This window comes from Bosea sp. 124, assembly GCF_003046175.1.
In the GTDB taxonomy this organism is placed as follows: Bacteria; Pseudomonadota; Alphaproteobacteria; order Rhizobiales; family Beijerinckiaceae; genus Allobosea.
Genome location: NZ_PZZM01000001.1, coordinates 5,175,425 through 5,199,701 on the forward strand (window position 1 = coordinate 5,175,425; position 24,277 = coordinate 5,199,701).

At 68.2% G+C, this 24,277-nt stretch carries 21 protein-coding genes; 12 read left to right on the forward strand and 9 right to left on the reverse strand.

The features are described from left to right. Positions 1-67: 67 nt before the first annotated feature. From C8D03_RS24505 to C8D03_RS24515, 3 genes are read left to right on the forward strand one after another with little or no spacing between them, the layout of a single operon-like run. Entirely contained in the window at positions 68-382 is a 315-nt protein-coding gene (locus C8D03_RS24505; protein ID WP_108050501.1) for a (2Fe-2S)-binding protein, read from the forward strand. Beyond that, on the forward strand, positions 375-1,757 hold the full coding sequence (locus C8D03_RS24510) for an FAD/NAD(P)-dependent oxidoreductase (protein ID WP_108050503.1): 1,383 nt from the start codon (positions 375-377) through the stop codon (positions 1,755-1,757). The genes C8D03_RS24505 and C8D03_RS24510 overlap by 8 nt, the downstream gene beginning before the upstream one ends. Beyond that, positions 1,754-2,908, forward strand: a complete 1,155-nt coding sequence (locus C8D03_RS24515) for an NAD(P)/FAD-dependent oxidoreductase (RefSeq protein WP_108050505.1) — start codon at positions 1,754-1,756, stop codon at positions 2,906-2,908. The genes C8D03_RS24510 and C8D03_RS24515 overlap by 4 nt, the downstream gene beginning before the upstream one ends. 12 nt (positions 2,909-2,920) lie before the next feature. Here the strand turns inward: C8D03_RS24515 and C8D03_RS24520 are convergent, their stop codons facing one another. The 5 genes from C8D03_RS24520 to C8D03_RS24540 form a co-directional block, all read right to left on the reverse strand. Then, entirely contained in the window at positions 2,921-3,838 is a 918-nt protein-coding gene (locus tag C8D03_RS24520) for a dihydrodipicolinate synthase family protein (RefSeq protein WP_108050507.1), read from the reverse strand. Between the two features lie 34 nt (positions 3,839-3,872). Next, entirely contained in the window at positions 3,873-5,387 is a 1,515-nt protein-coding gene (locus C8D03_RS24525; RefSeq protein ID WP_108050509.1) for a tripartite tricarboxylate transporter permease, read from the reverse strand. A 32-nt stretch (positions 5,388-5,419) separates the two neighbouring features. Further along, a complete protein-coding gene (locus tag C8D03_RS24530) occupies positions 5,420-5,908 on the reverse strand; it encodes a tripartite tricarboxylate transporter TctB family protein (RefSeq protein ID WP_248308610.1) in 489 nt (162 codons plus the stop codon). A gap of 135 nt (positions 5,909-6,043) precedes the next feature. Beyond that, the gene (locus tag C8D03_RS24535; RefSeq protein WP_108050514.1) at positions 6,044-7,039 is read right to left on the reverse strand and encodes a Bug family tripartite tricarboxylate transporter substrate binding protein; all 996 of its coding nucleotides are present in this window, start codon (positions 7,037-7,039) and stop codon (positions 6,044-6,046) included. A 73-nt stretch (positions 7,040-7,112) separates the two neighbouring features. Then, positions 7,113-8,147 (reverse strand): 4-hydroxythreonine-4-phosphate dehydrogenase PdxA, encoded by a 1,035-nt coding sequence (locus C8D03_RS24540; protein ID WP_108050516.1) that lies wholly within the window; start codon positions 8,145-8,147, stop codon positions 7,113-7,115. A 160-nt stretch (positions 8,148-8,307) separates the two neighbouring features. Between C8D03_RS24540 and C8D03_RS24545 the strand changes: the two genes are divergently transcribed. Together C8D03_RS24545 and C8D03_RS24550 are read left to right on the forward strand one after the other, a co-directional pair. Further along, positions 8,308-9,699, forward strand: coding sequence for an SAF domain-containing protein (locus C8D03_RS24545; protein WP_108050518.1), 1,392 nt, complete (start codon positions 8,308-8,310; stop codon positions 9,697-9,699). Between the two features lie 73 nt (positions 9,700-9,772). Then, positions 9,773-10,438: a GntR family transcriptional regulator gene (locus tag C8D03_RS24550; RefSeq protein ID WP_108050520.1), complete on the forward strand. Its 666-nt coding sequence runs from the start codon at positions 9,773-9,775 to the stop codon at positions 10,436-10,438. A gap of 42 nt (positions 10,439-10,480) precedes the next feature. Here the strand turns inward: C8D03_RS24550 and C8D03_RS24555 are convergent, their stop codons facing one another. Next, the gene (locus tag C8D03_RS24555) at positions 10,481-10,693 is read right to left on the reverse strand and encodes a hypothetical protein (RefSeq protein WP_108050522.1); all 213 of its coding nucleotides are present in this window, start codon (positions 10,691-10,693) and stop codon (positions 10,481-10,483) included. Between the two features lie 191 nt (positions 10,694-10,884). On the opposite strand from C8D03_RS24555, the gene C8D03_RS24560 reads away from it, so the two are divergent. Beyond that, positions 10,885-13,296 (forward strand): phosphoketolase family protein, encoded by a 2,412-nt coding sequence (locus tag C8D03_RS24560; RefSeq protein ID WP_108050524.1) that lies wholly within the window; start codon positions 10,885-10,887, stop codon positions 13,294-13,296. A 19-nt stretch (positions 13,297-13,315) separates the two neighbouring features. Here the strand turns inward: C8D03_RS24560 and C8D03_RS24565 are convergent, their stop codons facing one another. After that, positions 13,316-13,927 (reverse strand): hypothetical protein, encoded by a 612-nt coding sequence (locus tag C8D03_RS24565; RefSeq protein WP_108050526.1) that lies wholly within the window; start codon positions 13,925-13,927, stop codon positions 13,316-13,318. Positions 13,928-14,324: 397 nt separating this feature from the next. Here C8D03_RS24565 and C8D03_RS24570 point away from each other — a divergent pair, with 397 nt between their 5' ends. Together C8D03_RS24570 and C8D03_RS24575 are read left to right on the forward strand one after the other, a co-directional pair. After that, the gene (locus C8D03_RS24570; protein WP_108050528.1) at positions 14,325-15,752 is read left to right on the forward strand and encodes a phospholipase D-like domain-containing protein; all 1,428 of its coding nucleotides are present in this window, start codon (positions 14,325-14,327) and stop codon (positions 15,750-15,752) included. A 94-nt stretch (positions 15,753-15,846) separates the two neighbouring features. Beyond that, on the forward strand, positions 15,847-16,569 hold the full coding sequence (locus C8D03_RS24575) for an endonuclease/exonuclease/phosphatase family protein (RefSeq protein ID WP_210203959.1): 723 nt from the start codon (positions 15,847-15,849) through the stop codon (positions 16,567-16,569). Positions 16,570-16,587: 18 nt separating this feature from the next. Here the strand turns inward: C8D03_RS24575 and C8D03_RS24580 are convergent, their stop codons facing one another. Both C8D03_RS24580 and C8D03_RS24585 read right to left on the reverse strand, forming a co-directional pair. Beyond that, a complete protein-coding gene (locus C8D03_RS24580; protein WP_181301225.1) occupies positions 16,588-18,540 on the reverse strand; it encodes a heavy metal translocating P-type ATPase in 1,953 nt (650 codons plus the stop codon). A 463-nt stretch (positions 18,541-19,003) separates the two neighbouring features. Next, a complete protein-coding gene (locus tag C8D03_RS24585; RefSeq protein ID WP_248308611.1) occupies positions 19,004-19,723 on the reverse strand; it encodes a GntR family transcriptional regulator in 720 nt (239 codons plus the stop codon). A 131-nt stretch (positions 19,724-19,854) separates the two neighbouring features. Here C8D03_RS24585 and C8D03_RS24590 point away from each other — a divergent pair, with 131 nt between their 5' ends. The 4 genes from C8D03_RS24590 (at position 19,855) to C8D03_RS24605 (ending at position 24,236) form a co-directional block, all read left to right on the forward strand. Then, positions 19,855-21,528, forward strand: a complete 1,674-nt coding sequence (locus C8D03_RS24590; protein ID WP_465246485.1) for an IlvD/Edd family dehydratase — start codon at positions 19,855-19,857, stop codon at positions 21,526-21,528. A gap of 76 nt (positions 21,529-21,604) precedes the next feature. Continuing rightward, positions 21,605-22,579 (forward strand): Bug family tripartite tricarboxylate transporter substrate binding protein, encoded by a 975-nt coding sequence (locus tag C8D03_RS24595; protein ID WP_108050536.1) that lies wholly within the window; start codon positions 21,605-21,607, stop codon positions 22,577-22,579. 19 nt (positions 22,580-22,598) lie between these two features. Then, positions 22,599-23,531, forward strand: coding sequence for a 3-hydroxyacyl-CoA dehydrogenase NAD-binding domain-containing protein (locus C8D03_RS24600; RefSeq protein WP_108050538.1), 933 nt, complete (start codon positions 22,599-22,601; stop codon positions 23,529-23,531). Positions 23,532-23,546: 15 nt separating this feature from the next. Further along, entirely contained in the window at positions 23,547-24,236 is a 690-nt protein-coding gene (locus C8D03_RS24605; protein WP_108050540.1) for an aspartate/glutamate racemase family protein, read from the forward strand. The last annotated feature ends 41 nt before the right edge of the window (positions 24,237-24,277 follow it).

Genomic DNA, 24,277 nt, shown 5'->3' on the forward strand with positions numbered 1-24,277 from the left:
GGGCCCCGTTGCCATTTATCAATATTCGAATGTTTTTATCGCATCGCAATAATATCGAACGGCCCGCATGAACCGCTCCGGTGCCCAGTTCAAGCGCGTGGCGGAGCGGGCCGGACCGCCGGTCGCGTTCAGCTTCGAGGGAATGCCGTTCGTGGCGACGACCGGCGACAGCGTCCTCGCCGCGCTGCTGAGCCACGGCCTGCTGCTGCGCCGGCATGAATTCGGGGATGAGCCGCGCGCCGGCTTCTGCCTGATGGGCGCCTGCCAGGATTGCTGGGTCTGGAGCGGGCATGGCGGCCGGCTGCGGGCCTGCACCACGCCGGTTGCCGAGGGCATGACCCTCTTCAGCGAGCCGCCCGCCCCGATTCCGTCGCATGTCTAGCCAGACCCCGGCCAGCATCGTCATCGTCGGCGCAGGGCCCGCCGGCATCGCCGCCGCCGAGGTGCTGTGTGCCCGCGGCCATCGCCCGATCCTGATCGACGAAGGGCATCGGGCCGGTGGCCAGGGCTATCGGCAGCCCTCCGCGGGGCTGGCGCTCGACATGCGCAAACTGATGGGCAGCGAGGCCGGAAAATACGAGGCCCTGCATGCGCGCTTCGCCCGGCTCGAAAAGCTCGTCGACTACCGCCCCCGCACGCTGGTCTGGGCGATCGACGCAACGAGGCTGCATCTCGTCGGCGATGGCCGGACCGATGTCGTCGAGGCCGACCGGCTGCTGCTGGCGACGGGCGCCATGGACCGTGTCGCGCCGATGCCGGGCTGGACGCTGCCCGGCGTCTTCACACTCGGCGGCGCGCAGGTCGCGCTCAAGGATCAGGGCTGCCTGATCGGCCATCGCGTCGCCTTCCTCGGCTCCTCGCCCTTGCTGCTGCTTGCCGCCAAGCAATACCGCGAGATGGGCGGCGAGGTCGTCGTGATCGCAGATACCACGCCGCTTCGCGCCAAGGCCGCGGCCTTCCCGGCGATGATGCGTTCGCCGCGCACGCTGCTGCGCGGCCTCGCCTATATGGCCAGTGCGATGCGGGCAGGCACGCCGCTTTTGCATGGCGCGACGCCGCTCGCGATCGAGGGCGACGGACATGTCGAGGCGCTGCTGATCCGCGATGCCGATGGCCGCGAGCGGCGCTTCGCCTGCGACGCGGTGGCGCTGGGATATGGGCTCAAGCCCGAGACCCAGCTTGCCGACCTCGCCGGTGCCACCTTCGCCTATGACGCGGATTTCCGGCTCTTCCTGCCGAAGACGGACGGTTTCGGCCGCAGCCGGCCGGGACTCTATCTGGCCGGCGACGGCGCCACCATCGGTGGCGCGGATGCAGCCGAAGCCAGCGGCGCGCTGGCAGCACATGCGATCCTGTCCGATCTCGGCGCGCCGCAGGACATCGGCGCCGTCCGGCCGCTGGCGCGCCGGGTCGCACGCCTGCGCGGTTTCCAGCGCGGGCTCGCCAGTGCCTTCGCCTGGCCGGTCGCGCAGATCCGGTCGCAAGCGGACGACACCATCCTGTGCCGCTGCGAGACCGTGACGTTCGGCGCGGTGCGCAGCGCGATGGCGCAGGCGCTCGGCCCCGTCGAGGTCAACCGCGTCAAGGCGATGACCCGCTGCGGCATGGGCCGTTGCCAGGGCCGGGTCTGCGGCCCGGCCCTGCAAGAGATCGTAGCCGGTGCAGCCGGGCTGGAGGGCGCGGCGGCAGGGCGCCTGCGCGGCCAGGCTCCGGTCAAGCCGATCATGCTTGCCGCCGCCGGGGATGCCGCGCCATGAGCCCGGCGAGCGCCGACGTCGCCATCATCGGCGGCGGTCTGATCGGAGCCTGGACCGCCTTCTTCCTGGCCAAGCGCGGACAGCGCGTTGTGATGTTCGAGAAGGGCGTGGTCGGCGCGCAGTCGAGCGGCACGAATTTCGGCAATCTCCGTCTGCAGGGCCGCTTTCCGGCCCAATATCCGCTGTCGCTGCGCTCGCAGACGCTATGGGAGGAGATCGGCGCGCTGATCGGCGAGGATTGCGAGTTCGTGCAAACGGGCCATCTCTACTGCGCCTTCGACGAAGACGAACAGACGAAGCTCGAAGGATACGCCCAAGTCTCGGAATCCCACGGCCTCGCCATCGAACGGCTGGGTCCGTCGGATCTGCGCCGGCGCTGGCCCTGGCTCAGCGACAAGGCCGTGGCCGCGACTTATTCGGCCCGCGACGCGACCGCCAATCCAAGGCTGGTGACGCCGGCCGTGGCACGCGCGGCGCAGCGCCTCGGCGTCTTCATCCGCGAGAATACGCGTGTCACGGCCGTGGCGCGACAGGGCGAGGGCTTCGTCGTCCGGACGGCCGACGGAGACGAGCTGAGCTGCGGCGCGCTCGTCAACGCGGCCGGCGCCTGGGCGGTCGAGATGGCGGAGTGCTTCGGCGAGACGGCTCCGGTCTTCGCGGCGGGGCCGCCGCAATTCGTCACCGAGCCCCTGCCCTTCCTGATCGCGCCCTCGCTCCAGACCATCGACGGCTCGGTCATCGCCCGGCAGACCGAGCGCGGCAACGTCATCCTCGCCGGATATCCGCGCACGGCGGCCGACGCCGTCGCGAACCGCGCGCCCGTGCCGCCGGGCAAGACGCTGGCGGCGATGCGTGCGCTGGCGCGGGTCGTGCCCGCCCTGGCGCATGGCCATGTCATCCGCGTCTGGTCTGGCATCGAAGGCTATTTGCCCGACATGATCCCGGTGATTGGCCCGAGCCTGACCACGGCCGGCCTGTTCCATGGCTTCGGCTTCTGCGGCCACGGCTTCCAGATCGGCCCCGGCGTCGGCGTATGCCTGAGCGAGATGATCGTCGATGGCGCGTCACCGACCCCGCTCGAAGCTTTCTCGATCGGCCGCTTCCGCTCGGCGACAACCGTCAGCGAGAAGTTCAGGAAGGAGTTCGACTGAAGCGCGGAAGAGCTATTTGCCCCAGCGTAGGGCCAGCGGATCGAGTTCGCGCGCGAGTTCGATCAGGCCTTCGCGGGTCTTGGGATGCAGCGGCGTCAGCGGATGGCGCACGGCCTCCGACTTGATCACACCACCCTCCTTCATCACCGCCTTGGCCGAGCGCAGCCCGCATTGGCGGTTCTCGTAGTTGATGATCGGCAGCACATCGCGATAGAGCGCGGCGGCCGTCTTGCGGTCGCCGGCGGCATGGGCGGTCAGGATCGGCTTGATCAGGTCGGGGATCATCGCGCTCGTCATCGTGCCGGTGGCGCCGGCATCGAGATCGGCCATCAGGGTGATCGCCTCCTCGCCGTCAAAGGGGCCGGCCACGGCCGCGCCGCCCGTCTCGATCAGCGCGCGCAGCTTGTTGGCCGTGCCCGGAACCTCGATCTTGAAATAGCGGACGAGCGGCACCTCCTTGGCGAGGCGCACCATGAAGGGCACGGTCATCGTCACGCCGGACAAAGGCGCATCCTGCAGGATGATGGGGATGCCGCAAGCATCGCCGATGTACTTGAAATGCTCAATCATGCCCTGCTCGTCGGCCTTGAGCAGGGCGCCGTGATAGGGCGGCATCATCATCAGCATCTTGGCGCCGGCATCTGCTGCGGCCTTGGCCCGCTGCGCCGCGATCCGGGTCGAGAAATGCGAGGTCGTGACGATCACCGCCACGCGGCCTGCGACCTGCTCCAGCGACAGATGCATCACCTGCTCGCGCTCGGCGTCGGTCAGCAGGAACTGCTCGGAGAAGTTCGCGAGGATGCAGATGCCGTCGACGCCCTGGTCGACCATCAGGTCCATGACGCGCCTGTTGCCCTCGAGATCGAGGTCGCCATTGTCGTGGAAGATGGTGGGAGCGATCGGCAGGATGCCCTTGTAGGGTTCGGTCATGGCGGCGTTTCCGGACGGTTTCTTGTGGTGGCGTTCAGATGACGGTGCGCGCTGCGCTGCGCCCGCGCAAGTACTGGGCGATGCGCCCGATCACCGGCAGCACCAGCAGCGCGACGCCGATCGCCATCAGTGTCGAGACCAGCGGGTTCGACCAGAAGATCGAAAGCGAGCCCTGGCTGAAGATCATCGACTGGCGGAAGGCGTCCTCGGCCTTGTCGCCGATGACCATGGCAAGCACCAGCGGCGCGATCGGATAATCGAGCTTCTTGAAGACGTAGCCGACGAGGCCGAAGATCAGCGCCAGCCAGATGTCGAACTCCTTGCTCGCGGCGGTGAACGCCCCGATGAAGCAGATCACCACGATCACGGGCCCGATGATCGAGAACGGAATCCGCAGGATCGAGGCGAAGAGCGGCACCGTCGCCAGCACGACCACGACCGCGACGACGTTGCCGAGATACATCGAGGCGATCAGGCCCCAGACGAAGTCCGGCCGGTCGGTGAACAGCGTCGGCCCGGGGTTCAGGCCCCAGATCATCAGCCCGCCCATCATCACCGCAGCGGTCGCAGAGCCCGGGATGCCCAGCGCCAGCATCGGCAGCATTGCGGCGGAGCCCGCGGCATGGTCGGCGGTCTCGGGCGCGATCACGCCCTCGGGCTCGCCCTTGCCGAACTTGGCCGGGTTACGCGAGGTGCGCTTGGCCATGGCGTAGCTCATGAAGGACGCCGCCGTCGGCCCGCCCGGCGTGATGCCCATCCAGATGCCGATCGCGCTGGAGCGCAGCAAGGCGAGCCAGTAGCGCGGCAGCTTCGCCGCCGTCAGCACCACGTCGCGGATACGAACCTTGGCGGCGACGCCCTCGAATTTGAGCCCCTCCTCCATCGTCAGCAACAATTCGCCGATGCCGAACAACCCGATCACGGCGATCAGGAACGAGACGCCGGCGAGCAGCACGTCGAACTCATAGGTCAGGCGGACATTGCCCGAGACCGAGTCCATGCCGATCGAGGCGAGGGTGAAGCCGATGCCCATCGAGACGATCGTCTTCAGAGGCGAGGCGCCGCCAAGCCCGATGAAGCTGGCGAAGGTCATGAAATAGACCGCGAAATATTCAGGTGAGGAGAAGCGCAGCGCGAATTTCGCGACCCAGCCCGAAAGCAGCGTGATCAGGATGACTCCCGCCAGCGCGCCGAAACCCGCCGAGAGGAAGGCGAAGGAGAGCGCCTCGGTGGCGCGCCCCTGCTTCGCCATCGGGTGGCCGTCGAAGGTCGTCGCGACCGATGAGGGCTCGCCGGGAATGTTGAACAGGATCGAGGTCGTCGAGCCGCCAAAGAGCGCCCCCCAGTAGAGCGAGGTCAGCAGGATGATGGCCGAAACCGGGTCCATGCTGAAAGTCAGCGGTAGCAAAAGTGAAACGCCGTTGGGGGCTCCCAGCCCCGGCAGCACGCCGACGAGCACTCCCAACAGCACGCCCGCCATCATCAGGAGGATGTGATGCGTGGTCAGCGCGACCGAAAAGCCGTGCATCAGATTGGCGATGTTATCCATGGCTCACGGCACCGATTGTCGTTGCAGGCCGGTCACAGGCCGAGCAGAGGCTCGAGCGGCCCCTTGAGCAGGCTGATCTGGAAGAATTTCTCGAGCGCGAGATAGAAGAAGGCTGCCGTCCCGAACGCCGTCACCAGCGTGCCCAGCCAGCCGTAATGGCCCTGAAAACGCATCGTGAAGACGAGATAGAGGATCGTCGCGACATACATGCCGAGCGTGGCGCTGAGCACCACGAAGGCGATGAGCGGCAGCAGGAAGGACAGCACCCGCCTGCCACGCTCGCGATCGAGAAACTCCTCAGCCAGCCACTCGGCACCGGCGAAGCGCCTTGCCGCCGTGAAGACCAGCGTGCCCAGGCTCGCCAGCGCGACCAGCCCGCCCGTGTAGAACGGAAACGCGCCGGGCTGCGGGCCCGACGAATCCCAGCCGATGCCGAATTCAAGCGCGCCCTTGACGATGACGAGGCCGAAAACCAGCGTCGCCAGCGCGGTTGCGATCTCGGCCCAGAAGCGGGTGATCATGGCAGAACATCCTTGGCGCGGGTGCAGAGGCGTCATGGTCGGGTTTGACCCGGCCATCTGGAAAACCAGTGCCTTGCGGGTCCGGAAATTCCCGGGTCGACGCTGCGCGCCGCCCGGGAATGACGTCTGGTCGCCTTACTTCGCGACCCAGCCCTCGGCCTCGAAGACCTTCTTGTTCGCGGCATCGTCCTTGGCGACGAAGTCCGCCAGTTCCTTGCCCTTCATGAACTTGCCGGTCTGCGCGGTGCGGGCGACGAATTCCTGCCATTCCGGCGTCTTGGAGACCTTCTCCAGCACGTCGGCGTAGAAGGCGACGGCATCGGCCGGGACCTCGGCCGGCAGCCAGACCGTGCGCGGCATCTGGAAGGTTTCGAGCGGCAGGCCGGCCTCCTTGCAGGTCGGGATGTCGCCCCAGCCCTTACCCTCGAACACCGGATCGCTCTTGGCGAGACGCACCGGCGAGAAGACGCAGAGCGGCTTGACCTGACCGGCCTTCCACTGGCCGATATTCTCGTTGGGGTTGTTGACGTTGGAGTCGATATGGCCGCCGGCGAGCTGCACGGCGGCCGCGCTGCCGCCCTGGAACGGCACGTAGATCCACTTCACGCCTGCCGCGTCTTGGATCATCGAGGTCAACGTCTGGTCGGTGTCCTTCGACTGGCTGCCGCCCATCTTGAACCCCATCGGCTTGGCCTTGACGGCCTCGAGATAGGTCTTCGCGTCCGCATAGGGCGCATCGCCCTTGACCCAGAGCAGGAACTCGTCGAGCGCCAGCCCCGCCACCGGGGTCAGGTCGCTGAACTTGTAGCCGAGCTTGGCGACGTAGGGCAGCAGATAGGCGTTGTTGGTGCCGAAGATGACGCGGTTGGGGTCGCCCTTGGCGCCCTTGCCGTAGACATAGCCTTCCGCGCCCGAGCCGCCGCCCTTGTTCACCACGACGATCGGCTGATCGATCAGCTTGTGCTTGCTGATGATCGACTGGATCATGCGGGCGAAGTTATCGGTGCCGCCGCCGGCGCCCGAGGTGACGACGAACTCGATCGGCTTGGTCGGCTGCCAGGCCTGCGCTGCGCCAGCGACGCCGATGGCGAGCGTGCCGGCGAGCGCTGCTGTGATGCTGATGGTCTTCATGCGGTTTCTCCCTGGATGATCGATTGTTGGCGACCGCTCTTGAGCGGCGGTCTTTTGAAAGGGATGATCGGCGTCAGGCGGCGGCTTTCGCCCTCGCCTTGCCGTCCCGAGCCATCTTGATGGCGAGCGCGAGCGCGGCCCGGGTCGCGCCCAGATTGGCGATGCCCTTGCCGGCGATCTCATAGGCCGTGCCATGGGCGGGCGTGCAGATCGGGAACGGGAAGCCGCCAATCAGCGTGACACCGCTGTCGAAGCCGATCAGCTTCATCGCGATCTGGCCCTGGTCATGATACATCGTCAAGACGGCGTCGAAATCGCCGTTCCGGGCGCGCAGGAACACCGTATCGGACGGGAACGGCCCCTCGACGGTGAAGCCCTTGGCCTTCGCGGCCTTGACCGCCGGCTCGATGGTCTCGATCTCGTCGCGCCCGAAATTGCCGCCGTCGCCGGCATGGGGATTGATACCCGCGACCGCGATGCGCGGCGGGTCGAACCCGGCGAGGCGCAGATTGGCGTCGGCCAGCGTCAGGGCGCGCAGGATGCGCTCCTGCGTGATGTTGGCGGCGACCTCGGAGAGCGGGATATGCGAGGTCACCCGCGCATTCCAGAGCTTGTCGAGGATGTTGAACTCGCTGGCCGCCCCCTCGAAGCCGATCGCATCGCGCACGAAGCGGATCTCGTCATCATAGCCGGGATAGGCGAAGCGCATCGCCGCCTTGTTGAAGGGCGTGAAGAAGACCGCATCGGCCTGGCCGGCGGCTGCAAACTGCAAGGCGCGGCGGAAATTTCCGGTCGCGGCCTTGCCGCCAGCGAGCGTCGCCTTGCCGCGCTGCAGATCGGCGGGGTCGTGGTTGGCGAGGTCGACGAAGACGGGCTGGTCGCCAAACGGCAGGGCATCGCCATCGCGGACGACTCGAACCTGCGGGTCGACGCCGCTATCCTTGATGCCGAGCTCCAGCAGCCGCGCATCGCCGAAGACGACGAAGCGCGCAGCCGAGCGCAGATCGGGTTCGGCCAGGATGCGCGCGGTCAACTCCGGGCTGATGCCCGAGGGATCGCCCATGGCAACGGCAATCACCGGCAGTCCACCCTCAGTCCGCTCGTCCATTGCCCTGCTCCGCTTGCTGCCCAGAGTTCTTGCAAGGCCTTCTGGCTACCACAGGGCTCGAAGCCTCACAAGTATGCTGTATGCAGCATAACCGGAGTGGTATAGGCCTGTGGCAAGGCGCGCAGTCGCCGCAGCATCAAAGACGCCTTTGGAGGGAACGATGAATTTTCACGCGCACTACGCGGGCATCACGCAGGCGATCGAGACCTGCCTAGTCGGCAGCGGCGGTTTCGGCCGCAGCTATCTCGCCCAGGCCCGGAAGATCCCGCTGGTCAATGCCCGCATCGCCGTCGACATCACCGCCGATGCGGCTGGACGCGCCTTCGCGGCGGCGGGATTCGCACAGGCCGAGATCGCGCTGTGCGAGACCCCCGAACAGGCGCAGGCGGCCTGGGATGCCGGTCGATGCGTCGCGGCGGGCCGGCTGGAGACCGTCATCGCCCTGCCCTTCGAGCTTCTCGCCGAGGCCACCGGCAGCCCGGAAGCCGCAACGCGGCACGCCTTGATGGCGATCGAGGCCGGCAGGCATGTCGCGCTCGTCTCGAAGGAGGCCGACAGCGTCGTCGGCCCGGGCCTCGCCCGGCTCGCCCGCGACAAGGGCGTCGTGGTCACCCCCGTCGATGGCGACCAGCCCAGCCTGCTGATCGCGCTCGCGAGCTGGGCCGAGGTGCTCGGCCTCGAGATCATCGCTGCCGGCAAGTCCAGCGAATACGACTTCGTCTTCGACCCTGCGACGGGATCTGTCACCTGCAACGGCGTCGCCAGGGTCTTGCCCGAACTGCGCGAGCACTGGCTCGGTGGCGAACCGTCGGCCGTCGTCCGCACCGCCGCCGAGCGCGCGCGCATCCTAGGCCAGGCCTTTCCACTGCGCGCCGTGCCGGATCTCTGCGAGATGACGCTGGTCGCCAATGCGCTCGACCTGTCGGCCGATGCGGCCGGTTTCCACGCGCCGCCGGCCCGCATCCCGGAGCTGGCGGACCTGTTCGCCGGCACGAGCGATGGCGGGCTGGTCTCCGGCACGCGGCGGATCGACGTGTTCCACCATCTGCGCCTGGCCGAGGAAGCCAGCTTCGCGGGCGGGGTCTTCATCGTCGTGGCCTGCGACAATGCCGAAACCTGGGACATGCTGGCCGGCAAGGGCCATGTCGTCGGCCATGACGGCAAGACCGCGATGATCTATCTGCCGCGCCATCTGCTCGGCGTCGAGGTCGCGACCTCGATCCTCGATGCCGTCGGGCTCGGCCGCTCCGGCTATGGCGAGGATTATCGCCCGCGGCAGGATCTCGTCGCGGTCGCGCAGCGCGATCTGGCCGCCGGCACGGTCCTGACGATGGGCGGCCATCATCACAGCATCGCCGATGTCGGCGCCGAGGTCCGGCCGGCCGCCGCCCTGGCAGAGGACCGCGCCGCGCCGTTCTATCTCGTCGCGGATCGACGGCTTGTGCGCCCCGTCAGGGCGGGCGACGCGATTCGCCTCGGCGATGTCGAGATCGCCGCCGATTCCGACCTGCTGGCGATGCGTCGCCGGCAGGACGCGCTGTTTGCGGCCTGAAGAACGCATCCGGTTTGACAGCGCCGGGTCGGCATGCCGTAACCGGCGCCAAGACAGGACGGGTGGAACAGCGATGAGCGAGCCTGCGATCGACTATCCCCGAATCACGCGCCGGACCCTCCATGACGAGGTTCTGGAGCGTCTGCGCGACATGATCATCGAGGGCCGGCTCGCTCCCGGCCAGCGCATCAACGAGGGCGTCGTCGGCGCGCAGCTCGGCGTCTCGCGCACGCCGCTGCGCGAGGCGATCAAGACGCTCGCCAGCGAAGGGCTGGTCGAGATCCTGCCCGCGAAAGGCGCGATCGTGCGCCGCTTCTCCGCGCGCGATCTCGCCGACATCCTGGAGGTTCTCAAGACGCTCGAGCAGCTCGGCGGCCGCATCACCTGCGAAGAAGCGAGCGACGCGGCGATCGAGGCGATCCATGCCCTGCACCAGCAGATGCTCGCGCTCTACGAGACGCGCAACCGGCTGGAGTATTTCAAGCTCAACCAGGCCATCCACAGCGCCATCGTCGCCGCCTCCGGCAATGCGGCGCTGATGGAGATGCACGCGACCCTGCAATCGCGGATCAAACGGCTACGCTTCGTCGGCAATGAAGGGCCAGTGAAATGGGCTGGCGCCGTCGCCGAGCACGAGGAGATGATGGCGGCGCTGCTGAAGCGCGATGCGGCGGAACTCAGCCGCATCATCGGCGTCCATATGGACTCGACCCTGCTGCGGGTCCGCGAGGTGCTGTGAGCGCATTCCGGCCCGGTGCGGCTGGGCCGGAACAGCCGCGCGTCAGCGTTCCGAAGGCTGCTCCGCCATCGCCTTCTCGAGGCGGCCGACCGTTTCGTCCAGGCTCTCGGCAACGCCGAGCATGAAATCCTTGCCGAAGGCGATGATCGTGTCCGGAGGCTCGCCCTTGTAGGTATAGACCACGCTGACCAGCGCGGGGTTGACGTAGACGGGCTTGCCGTCGGCGGGCGAGGTGAACTGACAGAGCTTGGGCATGGGCGCTCTCGCGAATCGATCCGGGGCGGGAGCTATACGACGGCGCGGCCGGATATCCGAGGTCCGACGCCGAGCCGTACTCCGGCAGCGCGCGGTTTCCCACGGCGAGATTCGGGATCGATTGAGCTGGATCAGGGCGCGCGCCCGCACGGCATGGTCCCCTGCGTCCCAAACCGCAACGAGGACAAGCCATGAGCGCTGCTCCGCAGAGTCATCCGCAGCTGAACCCTGCCCCGCTGAACCCTGCCGACTTGTCGCTGATCCAGCGCTACTGGAGCGCGGCGAACTATCTCTCCGTCGGGCAGATCTATCTGCTCGACAATCCGCTGCTGCGCGAGCCGCTCAGGCCCGAGCACGTCAAGCCCCGGCTGCTCGGCCATTGGGGCACGACACCCGGCCTGAACTTCATCTATGCGCATCTGAACCGGGTGATCGCGGCGCGCGAGCTCGACATGATCTATGTCTGCGGCCCCGGCCATGGCGGGCCCGGCATGGTCGCCAACACCTATCTCGAAGGCTCCTACAGCGAGACCTATCCCGATATCGGCCGGGATGCGGACGGGCTGCGCCGGCTCTTCCGTCAGTTCTCGTTTCCAGGCGGCATTCCGAGCCATGCGGCGCCCGAGACCCCGGGCTCGATCCATGAAGGCGGCGAACTCGGTTATGCGCTGGTCCATGCCTTCGGCGCGGCGCTCGACAATCCGGAGCTGATCGTCGCCTGCGTCGTCGGCGATGGCGAGGCCGAGACCGGGCCGCTCGCCGCCGCCTGGCATTCGAGCAAATTCCTCAATCCCGTCCATGACGGCGCCGTCCTGCCGATCCTGCACCTCAACGGCTACAAGATCGCCAACCCGACGATCCTGGCGCGGATGGACCCGGAGGAACTGCGCAGCCTGCTCGTCGGCTATGGCTACGAGCCCTTTTTCGTCGAGGGCAACGAACCGGAGTTCATGCACCAGCTCATGGCCGGCACGCTGGACACGGTTCTCGACCGCATCCGCGACATCCAAGCGAATGCGCGCGCGGCGGGGCGCGTCGAGGTACGGCCGCGCTGGCCGATGATCGTGCTGCGCAGCCCCAAGGGCTGGACCGGCCCGAAAACCGTCGACGGCAGGAAGGTCGAGGATTTCTGGCGCTCGCATCAGGTGCCGATCGCCAATGCGCGCGGCGATGCCGCCCATCTCGCGCTGCTCGAGGCATGGCTGCGCAGCTACGGGCCCGAGACCCTGTTCGATGGCGAGGGCCGGCTGCGGCCGGAGCTCCAGGCGCTGGCGCCGTCCGGCGAGCGCCGCATGGGCGCCAACCCGCATGCCAATGGCGGGCTGCTCAGGAGCGCGCTGAAGCTGCCGGATCATCGCCAGTACGGCATCGCCCTGTCCGGCCCCGGCACTGTCAGCGCCGAGGCGACGCGGGCGATGGGCGCCTTCCTGAAGGATGTCGTGCGGCTCAACGCGCCGGCCCGCAATTTCCGCATCATGGGGCCCGACGAGACGGCCTCGAACCGGCTCGACGCCGTGTTCGACGTGACCGAGCGCGTCTGGATGGAGCGGATCGAGCCCGAAGACGTCCATCTCGCGCAGGAGGGGCGGGTCATGGAGGTGTTGAGCGAGCATCTCTGCCAGGGCTGGCTCGAAGGCTATCTACTGACCGGCCGCCACGGCCTATTTTCCTGCTACGAGGCCTTCATCCACATCGTCGATTCGATGGTGAACCAGCACGCCAAATGGCTGAAGGTCTCGCGTGGAATTCCGTGGCGCCGGCCGATCGCCTCGCTGAACTATCTCCTGACCTCGCATGTCTGGCAGCAGGACCATAACGGCTTCAGCCATCAGGATCCGGGCTTCCTCGATCTGATCGCCAACAAGAAGGCCGACATCGCGCGGATCTACCTGCCGCCGGATGCCAACACCCTGCTCTGGGTCACCGACCATTGTCTGCGGACCTATGACCGCATCAACGTCATCGTCGCGGGCAAGGCTCCGGCGCCGCAATGGCTCGGCGTCGAGGACGCCGCGATCCATGGCGCCGCCGGCATCGGCATCTGGGAATGGGCCGGCAACGAAAGCCCAGGCTCGGAGCCGGACGTCGTCATGGCCTGCGCCGGCGACGTCCCGACGATCGAGACGCTCGCCGCCGCCGCCCTGCTGCACGAGGCGCTGCCGCAGCTCACCATCCGCGTCGTCAACGTGGTCGACCTGATGACGCTGCAGAGCCGGGCGCAGCACCCCCACGGGTTGAACGACCGCGATTTCGACGCCCTGTTCACGCTGGACCGGCCGGTGATCTTCGCCTTTCACGGCTATCCGCAATTGATCCACCGGCTGACCTACAACCGGGCCAACCATGGCGGGCTGCATGTCCATGGCTATCAGGAGGAAGGCACCACCACGACGCCCTTCGACATGCTGGTGATGAACGAGCTCGACCGCTTCCATCTCGCCATCGCGGCGATAGACCGGCTCGCCGGCCTCGGCTCCGATGCCGCGCGCGCGCGGCAGCGCTTCCGCGACCGGCTGATCGCGCATGAAGCCCATATCCGCGAACACGGCGAGGACATGCCGGAAATCCGGGAGTGGCGCTGGCCCCATGCCGGGGCGGCGTGAGCTCGCCGCAGACGCGGGATCAATCGAGCCGGGCCGCCTCCGTCGACGGCTCGGCCTTGAGGGCGTCCCGGAAGGCACCGAGCCGGGCGCGGTAGCCTTCGGCATCGCCATATTCGAGAAACTCGTGATAGCGCCGATGCGGATCGCTGATGCGCAGGGCATGCTTGATCGGGCACCAGTACTGCTCGGTGCGGACGCCGATCTCGCGGAGATAGCCGAAGACGCCGTTGGCATAGCTGCAATACAGGCAGTTCAGCGCCTCGATCCAGTTCAGGTACTTCAGATGGCGCCTGTCGAGGGTGATGTAGGCGTCGCGGCGGACGCGCGCGATGCCATAGGCCCGAAAGCACACCGCCTGGTACAGGCTCGCCCAAGCATCGAGCAGGGCGATCGGGATGATCAGCGAATAGATCACCGGCGCGGTGACGATCGTCAGCAGGCCGGACCGGCCCAGGAATGTCGCGACGCCGAGGCGCAGGCGGCGATGCTCGATGGCAATGCCCTTCTCGAAAGCGACGATCCTCTTCCTGACCTCCCAACCCAACACCTTGCGGCGCGCCTCGATCTCGCGATCGAGCTCGCCCTGCAGACGCACGATCTCGCTGGCGATCTCCTCCATGCGGACGGTCATGGCGCGATCGCTCCGCCGGCAACGCGGGATCGGCTGGATGGCGCGAGGAGAGCGGCCTCGAACGGGCTTGGCATGGGGCGTCCTTCTGTGCGGCGGCGAGCAGGCGCGTCGGGCCGGCGCATCGAAGGACGCGATGCGAGCGGCACGAACGCAGGTCCGGACTGGGCTGGAGGATCGGGCGTGGCGTCGTGGGCGAGAGCCGGCCAAAAAAGCAGCCCCTCCGGTCGAGGGCCTGCCGCCACAACCGGCATTGCGGCATCTGGGACGGCGCCGGCGGCAGGGTCAAGCGGCTGCGCGGGCGTGCCAGGACCGATGGAGGCGCGACCGATCGAGGCGGATCGCTTGGCTGCGCCTTTCCGGATGTCAAAGCGCCGCGCTTCATAGTATCCGGAACTGCATGGATTCCGCCGCGCTGATCACGAGCCTTGCCGATCGCGGAGCCCTGCTGCTGACGGCCCTCCATGTCGGCAGCGCAGGCTTGGTGACGATCCATGCGCTTTTCCGCAAACGCGACGTTCCGGCCGCCATCGGCTGGATCGGCCTGGCCTGGCTCTCGCCGTTCTTCGGGGCGATCCTCTATTTCGGGTTCGGCATCAATCGCGTGAAGCGTCGGGCACGGCGCCTGCGCGGCGTGGATGCGGGCGGCGGCGTTGCGGCTCGGGCCGGCACCATGCCAGAGGGGCCGGCCGGCAGCCTGCAGATGGCCGTCGGCCGGATCACCCGGTCGGCGACGGAACCCGGCGCTGTCGCGGCCGTGCTCGACTGCGGGGACGAGGCCTATCCGCGGATGCTGGCGGCGATCGACGCGGCCAGATCCAGCGTCGCGCTCTCGACCTTCATCTTCCGGACCGACGAGCCCGGCCTGCGCTTCGTCGAGGCGCTCGCCCGCGCCCATCGTCGCGGCGTCGCGGTGCGCGTCCTCATCGACGGATTCGGCGGCGGCTTCCTGTTCTCGCGCGCTTTCCACAGGTTGCGTGGCGAGGGGGTCCCCGCCGCCCGCTACCTGCACTCGCTGCTGCCCTGGAAGATGCCGCTGCTCGATCTCCGGCTACACAAGAAGATCCTCGTGATCGACGGCGAGATGGCCTTTCTCGGCGGGCTCAACATCGGCGGGGAGAACCTGCTGGCGACACGGCCGCGCGAGCCGGTGCGCGACATCCACTTCCTGATCGAGGGGCCGGTGGTGAGGCAGGTGATGGAGAGCTTCCAGGACGACTGGGCCTTCTCGACCGCCGAGACGCTGGAAGGGCCGCTGTGGTTTCCGGCGACGCATCGGAAAGGAACCGCGCCGGCGCGGGCGATCTCGTCGGGGCCGGACCAGAGCGTCGACCAGCTGATGCTGGCGCTTCTCTCCGCGATCAACGCGGCCTCGTCGTCGCTGCGGATCGCGACGCCTTATTTCCTGCCCGACGAACAGGTCATCACGGCGCTCCAGCTCGCCGCGCTGCGGGGCGTCGAGGTGCATGTCGTCATCCCCGCCCGCAACAACCATCGCCTGGTGGGATGGGCGATGCAGGCGCATATCCGGCCGCTGCTCAAGGTCGGCTGCCATGTCTGGCGCTCGCCTGCGCCCTTCGACCATTCGAAGCTGGCAACCGTCGACGAAGCCTGGAGCCTGATCGGCAGCGCGAACTGGGATGCGCGGAGCCTGCGCCTGAACTTCGAGATCACCATGGAGTTCTACGACCCTGAACTGGCCAAACGCCTCAACGGCATCATCGATGCCAAGCGGAGCACGGCCGTCACGCTGGACGAGATCGATTCGCGCTGGCCCATCGTGAAAATTCGAGATGCAGCCGCCCGGCTGCTCATGCCTTATTTGTGAATTCCTGCGTTGTCTGTGGATTGCCGTTCTACCCGTGAATTCCCGCCCATCTCCGAATTCCTGCCCTATCTTTGATGTCGACAAGCGAGGTCCGGTGAAGGTCGCATCCTACAACATCCACAAATGCCGCGGCACGGACCGGCGTGTCAGGCCTGACCGGACCGTCGCCGTCCTGGCCGAGATCGGCGCCGATATGGTGGCGCTTCAGGAGGTCGACCGCCGCTTCGGCCAGCGGATCGGGCTGCTCGATCCCGCCGCCATCCTGCGCGAGACCGGGCTGCACCTGCTCGTGCAGTCGGATGTCGTGGATGGCCATGGCTGGCACGGCAATGCTCTGCTCGTGCGCGGCGAGCCGCAATCCTACCGGCGCTTCCGCCTCAAGCTGCCGGGGATCGAGCCGCGCGGCGCCGTCGTCGCCGAACTCGATCTCGGCGAGGGCAGGTTTCGCGTGATCGCCGCCCATCTCGGCCTGCTGCGCCGGTCGCGCATCGATCAGGCGACGGCGCTGCTGCACGCCTTTCTCGAACTCACGCCGATGCCGACCATCCTGCTCGGCGACTTCAACGAGTGGCGGCGCAACCGCAGATCGGCGCTCGACGTGCTGGTGCCCCACTTCGCCGACATGAGACACCCGCCCAGTTTCCCGTCGCGCCGCCCGATGCTGCCGCTGGACCGCATCCTGGCCTGGCCGGACGGGCTGATCTCCGAACTCGCCGTGCATGACACGCCGCTGGCGCGCAAGGCATCGGACCATCTGCCGCTGACCGCCCGCATCGACATCTCGCGCTGGCAACTGGGCCTCGAGAGCGCCGCCTGAGGCACTTCCTGCGACCTGTTACGCGGCGCCCTCGGTCGTGGGTTGCGCCGCGACCCGCTCGCTCGCGTCTTCGCCCCGCGGCAGCATGCGAGCCGAATTGCCGAGGAAGAGCAGCTCGGAGCCGACGTGGATAAAGGCCGCGAAGACCGGGTTCAGGTGCCCGGTCGCGGCGAGGACGATGCCGACGGCATCGACGATCAGCGTCCCGGCGAAGTTCTGCCAGATCACCGCCCTGGTCCGCCTTGCGATGCGCAGGGTCTCGACCAGCTTCAGCAGGTCGTTGCCGATCAGGATGATGTCGGCGCTGTCCTTCGCGATGTCGGTGCCGGCGCCCATGGCGATGCCGAGGCTGGCTGCGGTCAGAGCCGGCGCATCGTTGACGCCGTCGCCGACCATGCCGACGACCCGCCGCTCCGCCACCAGTGCGCGCACCCTCGCCAGCTTGTCCTGGGGCAGCATCTCGCCGACGGCCTCCGCGATCCCGAGTTCGCGGCCGACGCTTGCAGCGACCGTGGCCGTGTCGCCCGAGAACAGCATCGTCCTGACGCCGATCCCGGCCAGCGCCGCCATCGCCGCCTTCGCTTCGGGACGCAGTGCATCGGCCACGATGATCTCGCCGAGAAAGCGGCCATCAGCGGCGACGACGATATCCGAGCCGATGATCGCGTGGTCGCGCATGGGCGTCTCGATGCCGGCGTCGGCGAGCAAACTGCGATTACCGACCAGGACGGTCCGGCCCTCGACCTTGGCGGTGATGCCGCGCGCGACCGTGTAATCGAAGGCCGTCGGCTCCGGAACCGTCAGGCCCCGCGCCCTCGCCTCCTCGACGACGGCGCGCGCCAGCGGATGCTCGGAGCGAAGCTCGGCCGCGGCGGTCAGGCGCAGCAGTTCGAGCGGATCCACGCCCGGCGCCGCCGCGATCTGCTCGACGCCCGGCCGGCCGAGGGTCAGCGTCCCGGTCTTGTCGAGGACGATCGTGTCGATGCGCCCCAGCGTTTCGAGATGGATGCCGCCCTTGATGATGGCGCCGAGGCGCGCGGCGCGGCCGATGCCGCCGAGGATGGCGATCGGCGTGCCCGCCGCGATCCCGCAGGCACCGGCGACGATGATCACCGAGATCGTGTCACGGATATCGCGGGTGATCAGCCAGGTGAGCGCCGCCGCGAGCGCCGTGAAATAGACCAGATAGCCCGCGAGCCGGTCCGCCAGTTTCTGGACGGGGGCGCGGCTGTGCTCGGCTGCCTCGACCGCCTCGATGATCTGCCCGTAGCTGGTGTCGCGGCCGACGCGCTCGACGCTGATCTCGAGCGCGCCCATGTGATTGATCGACCCGGCATAGACCGTGCCGCCCACCACCGTCTCGACCGGCATCGATTCTCCGGTGATGCGGGACTGGTCGACGGAGGAATGGCCGGCCAGGACGACGCCGTCGACCGGCAGCTTCTCGCCGGGATTGACCAGCACGACATCGCCGATGACGACCGCGTCGACCGGGGCCATGACGGTCTCGCCATGGCGGCGGATGCGCGCCTCGCGCGGAATGAAGCTGACGAGATCGCCGATCGCACGGCGCCCGCGGGCAATCGTCAGATGCTCCAGCTCCTCCGCGACGAGGACGAACAGGGTGACGACGAGGGCGGTGAAGATCTCGGCGATCGCAGCCGCCGCGACGATGGCGATGAGCATGGAGAGTTCCATGGTCATGCGCCGCGCCAGCAGATTGGCGACGCCCTCCCGGAGCACCGGCCAGACGGCGAAGCCGAGCGCCAGCAGGCCGACGACGCTGATCCGAGGGACGGGCTCGTAGACGCGAAACCACACCAGCGCCGCCCCCAGCGCCGCAACCGCGATCCGCAGGACGGCCCAGGGTTCGAACGGGGCGTGCTGATGCACATCGTCCCGCGCGGCGGGCGCGCGACCGTCGGGCCCGCCCCGACGCGCGGACGGCACCGACGAATCCATTCCGCTCATGGTGTTCTCCCCGTGGTCCCGGATCGGGCGGCGGAGGCCCGATCTCTTCCATGCGGCTCCGGCACGCCGACATTCGCTTGTAGCCGGACCGCGCAGGCCTGTGCGCGATCCCTGCACGCCTACGCTGCGGGACCATGCCCCGCCTTGCGGCGGATCAAGGCCCTGCAACATGGCCCCGCCCGGACGACGAGGCCGCAAAGTGCGACATCTGCCCGGCGCCGCACCACAGCCATCGTGCATTTGCCTGTCGACATCGCGCGCAGGGCGGTCAGCCCGCGCCGCCATGCAACCGACCGGCGCCGGCGCCCGGCCTTAACCCACGAATTCCACTTCAACGCGATGTTCGACCACGTCGCCCATCCGGCTCGGGGCTAAGAAGGCGGGCAGGACGGCGCACCCGGCCGCGGTCGCGCGCGATCTGGCCTTCGGCGATGTCCGCGCGGATTGGCCCGGTCCGCGGCCGCTAGGGCCTGGATGAGGCGGCTGCAGCCTGCCGGGCAAAGCGCGCCTCGACCGCAGCGATATAGGCGTCGCGCGACGGCCCGAGATGCTGGCGGCAGAGCGCGACCAGGCGGTCGCGGTCGCCAAGCTGGAGCGCCTCGACCATCGCCGCATGCTCGTCGCGGGCGAGTTGCAGGTGCTCCGGGCTCGCCGCCGTGATCGAGCGTGCGCCATGGACCTTCTGCGCGAGCCCCTGGATCAGCTCGACGAGATGGGGGTTGCCGCAGGCGCGAAACAGCGTCTCGTGAAATTGCATGTTGGCGCGAAAGGCCGCGCGCGCATCGGCGGCTTCGACTGCCGTGGCATGCTGCCGCTGAAGGGCGCGCAACCGATCGAGGACGGCAGGCGCCACCGGCAGCGGGATCTGCTCGGCGGCGAGCGTCTCCAGCACCTCCCGCACCGAATAGATCTGCCTGACCTCGACGGGGTCGAGCAGCTTGACGACGGCGCCCCGGTTCGGAATGCGGTCGACCAGCCCGACCCGCTCCAGATCGGCCAGCGCCTCGCGCACGACATGGCGCTTCACGGCGAGGCGCTCGGCCAGCTCCTCCTCGACCAGCCGCTCGCGCGGCAGAAGCCAGCCGAGGACGATCTCCTCTTCCAGCATGGCGGCGACGCTGCGGACACGCTCGGTGGTCTGGGCCTTGAGGGCAGTCTGGGCCTTGCCGGTCGTCATGGGCATGCCAGTTTATAATCCTTCGACATAATTGTTGACAATCCTGGCAACGGACATAATCCTAGCGCCGAGAGGTTACTGGCGCCATGAGCACGTCCGACAACGATACCCCATCCGCGAAGCCAGCGGCGCGCGGCATGCGCCGCAATCTCGCGACCTATGGCGACCCCGGATTCTCCCTGTTCCTGCGCAAGGCCTTCATCAAGGCCGCCGGCTTCTCCGACGATGCGCTCGACCGGCCGATCATCGGCATCACCAACACCTTCAGCGACTTCAACCCCTGCCACGGCAATGTGCCCCGGTTGATCGAGGCGGTGAAGCGCGGCGTCATGCTTGCGGGCGGGCTGCCGATGGAATTCCCGACGATCTCCATCCATGAATCCTTCGCCAACCCGACCTCGATGTTCCTGCGCAACCTGATGGCGATCGACACCGAGGAGATGATCCGGGCGCAGCCCTGCGACTCCGTCGTGCTGATCGGCGGCTGCGACAAGACCGTTCCAGCCCAGCTCATGGGTGCCGTCAGCGCCGATGTTCCGGCGATCCAGCTCATCACCGGGCCGATGCTCGTCGGCCACCACAAGGGCGAGGTGCTGGGCGCCTGCACCGATTGCCGCCGACTCTGGGGCCAGCATCGCGCCGGCCAGATCGACGAGGCCGAGATCGAGGTTCTGAGCGGCCGCCTTGCGCCGACGCAGGGGACCTGCATGGTGATGGGCACGGCGAGCACCATGGGCTGCCTCGTCGAGGCGCTCGGCATCGCGCTCCCGGGCTCGGGCACGATCCCCGCCACACATGCCGACCGCATCCGCGCCGCCGAGGCGAGCGGGCGCGAGGCCGTGCGGCTCGCCCAGGGCGGGCCGAAGCCGAGCGAACTCCTGACCGAGACCGCTTTCCGCAATGCGCTGACCGTGCTGCAGGCGATCGGCGGCTCGACCAACGGCCTCGTACATCTGGCGGCGATCGCGCGCCGCGCCGGGCTGACGATCAATCTGGAGGAGTTCGACGCGATCGGCCGCAAGGTGCCGGTGCTGATCGACCTGAAGCCCTCCGGCGACCATTACATGGAGCATTTCCACTGGGCCGGTGGCGTGCCCAAGCTGATGAAGGAGCTCGGCGACCATCTCGACCGCTCGGCCCCGACGATCGATGGCCGCACCATCGGCGAGATCGCCGATGCGGCCGAGGACGTTCCCAACCAGAGCATCATCCGCACGGCCGCGAGCCCGGTGAAGCCGACCGGCGGCATGGCGGTGCTGCGCGGCAACCTGGCGCCCGGCGGCGCCGTCATCAAGCACTCGGCCGCCTCGCCCGCCCTGCTGACGCATACCGGCCGGGCGGTGGTCTTCGCCTCGGTCGAGGACATGGTGCGGCGCATGGACGATCCCGAGCTCGACGTGAAGGCGGACGACGTGCTCGTGCTGACCAATGCCGGCCCAAAGGGTGCGCCCGGCATGCCGGAAGCCGGCTACATCCCGATCCCGAAGAAGCTGGCGCAGGCCGGCGTCAAGGACATGGTCCGCATCTCCGATGCCCGGATGAGCGGCACCGCCTTCGGCACGATCGTGCTGCACATCACGCCGGAATCGGCCGTCGGCGGCCCGCTCGGGCTCGTCCGGAACGGCGACATGATCCGCCTCGATGTCGAGGCGCGCGAGATCGCCTTGCTCGTCGACGATGCCGAGCTGGAACGGCGCAAGGCCGAATGGCAGCCGCCGGCGCATCTGGCGGAAGCCTCGCGCGGCTATCGCCATCTCTATCTCACCACCGTCCTGCAGGCCGACGAGGGCTGCGACTTCGACTTCTGCTGATCGGCCAGCCCGGCCCAAGCTTCATCAGCGAGACTGGAACCAACCCGTCCGCGCGGCCCCCTTTGGAGGATTTCCCATGCTCGACCGTCGCCACCTCATCGGCGCGCTCGCCGGCCTTTCGCTGGCCCTGCCCACCGCCGCCTTCGCCCAGGCCTATCCGCAGAAGCCGATCACGCTGGTCGTGCCCTATGCGCCCGGCGGCGCGACGGACATCATCGGCCGCGTCGTCGCCGAGGAAATGTCGAACAGCCTCGGCCAGCGCGTCGTGGTCGAGAATCGCGCCGGTGCCGGCGGCAGCGTCGGGGCGGCAGCCGCCGCGCGCGCCCAGCCGGACGGCTACACCCTGCTGCTGGGTGCGCTGACCAGCCATTCGATCAATATGGGCCTGCAGGCGAAACCCGGCTTCGACCTCAAGAAGGACCTGTTGCCGATCGGGCTGGCCGGCAATGTCGGGCTTGCCCTCGTCGTGCATCCATCCGTCACCGCCAAGACGGTCCCCGAGCTGATCGCGCAGATCAAGGCGAGCCCGGATGCCTATTCCTACGCGTCGTCCGGACAGGGTTCGCCCCAGCACCTGTCGGGTGAGCTGTTCAACATCAAGGCCGGCACCAAGATGCCTGTCGTGCCTTATCGCGGCTCAGGCCCGGCGATGACCGACATGGTCGCGGGACAGGTCAAGATCATGTTCGACACCATCCCTGCCGTGCTCCAGCATGTGAAGGCGGGTTCGCTCCGGGCGATCGCGACCACCGGGACGGAAACCTCGCCCTTCATGCCCGAGACGCCGACCGCGATCTCGCAGGGCCTGGCCGGCTTCGAGGTGTCGTCCTGGTTCGGCCTGCTCGCTCCGGCCGGCACGCCGCAGCCGATTCTGGACAAGCTCAACGCCGAGCTGAATAAGGCTCTGCAGAGCCCGAAGCTCAAGGAGGCGTTCACGCTGCAGGGCGTCGTCCCGAAGCCGAGCACACCCGCCGAAGCTTCGGCACGGATCGACAGCGAGATCGCGAAATGGGGCGAACTGATCAAGGCGGCCGGCATCAAGGCCGAGTGACGGCGCCGGAAAGCTGCTCATGAGCGACACCGTCCAGCATCTCGCCATCCAGAAGCTCGCCATTGTGGGCGCCGGCATGATCGGCGCCAGTTGGGCGGCGCTTGCCAGCGCGCATGGTGTCGCGGTCTTCGCCTATGATCCCAATCCCGAGGCCGAGGCGCGCTTCCTCGCCCATGTCGAGCGAGCGCGGACGCAGCTGACGGAACTCGGTTTGACCGGGGCCGGCGCCGTCTCCTTCTCGAGCGATCTCGCCACCGCGCTGGCGGGGGCAGGTTTCGTCCAGGAGAACGGGCCCGAGAACGAGGCGGTGAAGCGCAAGCTCCTCGCCGAAATCGACGCCCTGCTTCCGGCCGACGCGATCATCGCCAGCTCGACCTCGGCGCTGGTCCGCAGCGCCATCGTCGCCGATTGCGCGCGGCCGGAGCGGATCGTCGTGGCGCATCCGTTCAACCCGCCGCATCTCGTGCCGCTGGTCGAGATCGTCGGGGCCGATGCCGATGTGGTGGCGCGGGCGGCCGATTTCTATCGCTCGCTCGGGCGGCGCCCGGTCGTGCTCAACCGCGAGATGCCCGGCCATATCGCCAACCGGCTGGCCTCGGCGCTCTATCGCGAGGCGGTGCATCTCGTCGAACAGGGCGTGGCGAGCGTCGCCGACATCGATGCGGCCCTGTGCAACGGCCCCGGCCTGCGCTGGGCCCTGATGGGTCCGCACATGACCTATCATCTCGGTGGCGGCGAAGGCGGCATCGCCGGCTACCTCGCCCATCTCGGCCCGAGCCAGGTGCGGCGCTGGCAATCGCTCGGCAACCCGTCCCTCGACGCGGAGGTCCAGGCAAAGATCGTCGCCGGTGTCGCGGAGGAAGCGGCGGGGCGCTCGATCGCCGAGCTGGAAGAGCGCCGAGACGAAGGCCTGCTCGCTCTTTTGAAGGCCCGCACACTCGTCAGCGACTGACAAGGCATCCAACCAATGACCGACACGACCGAAGCGGCCCCACGGATCGCGCTCATTCATGCGCTTGAGGAATCGGTGCTGCCGGCGCGGGCAGCCTTCTCCGCGCATTGGCCGCAGGCAAAGGCCTTCGACCTGCTCGATACCTCGCTCGCGACCGATCTCGCCGCGCGCGGCAGCCTCGACGCGGCGATGACCGAGCGCTTCCTGACGCTGGGGCGCTACGCGGTTGCGACAGAAGGCACCGCCGGACCGGCGAAAGCGATCCTCTTCACCTGCTCGGCCTTCGGCCCGGCGATCGATGCGGTCAAGCGCGACCTGCCGATCCCGGTACTGCGCCCCAACGAATCCGCTTTCGCGGAAGCACTAGCGCTGGGCGGCCGCATCGGCCTCGTCGTGACCTTCGCCCCGTCCCTGCCCTCGCTGACGCAGGAGTTGAACGAGATGGCCGGCAAGCCGGTCGATGTCGCCGGCATCGTGGTCGATGGCGCGCTCGCAGCGCTGAAGGCGGGGGACGGCGAGATGCATGACCGCCTCGTGGCGGCAGAGGTTGCGCGTCTTGGCGGGATCGACACGCTGATCCTTGGCCAGTTCTCGCTTGCCCGCGCCAAGCCCGCGATCGAGGCCGCGACCGGCCTGCGCGTCGTGACGACGCCGGAAGCCGCGATCCGCGGCCTGAAGCGCGCGCTGGACACAGCCGCTCCCTGATCGCCAGGCGGCGACGGAGAGCGGAGCGGCGCCATGCCCGT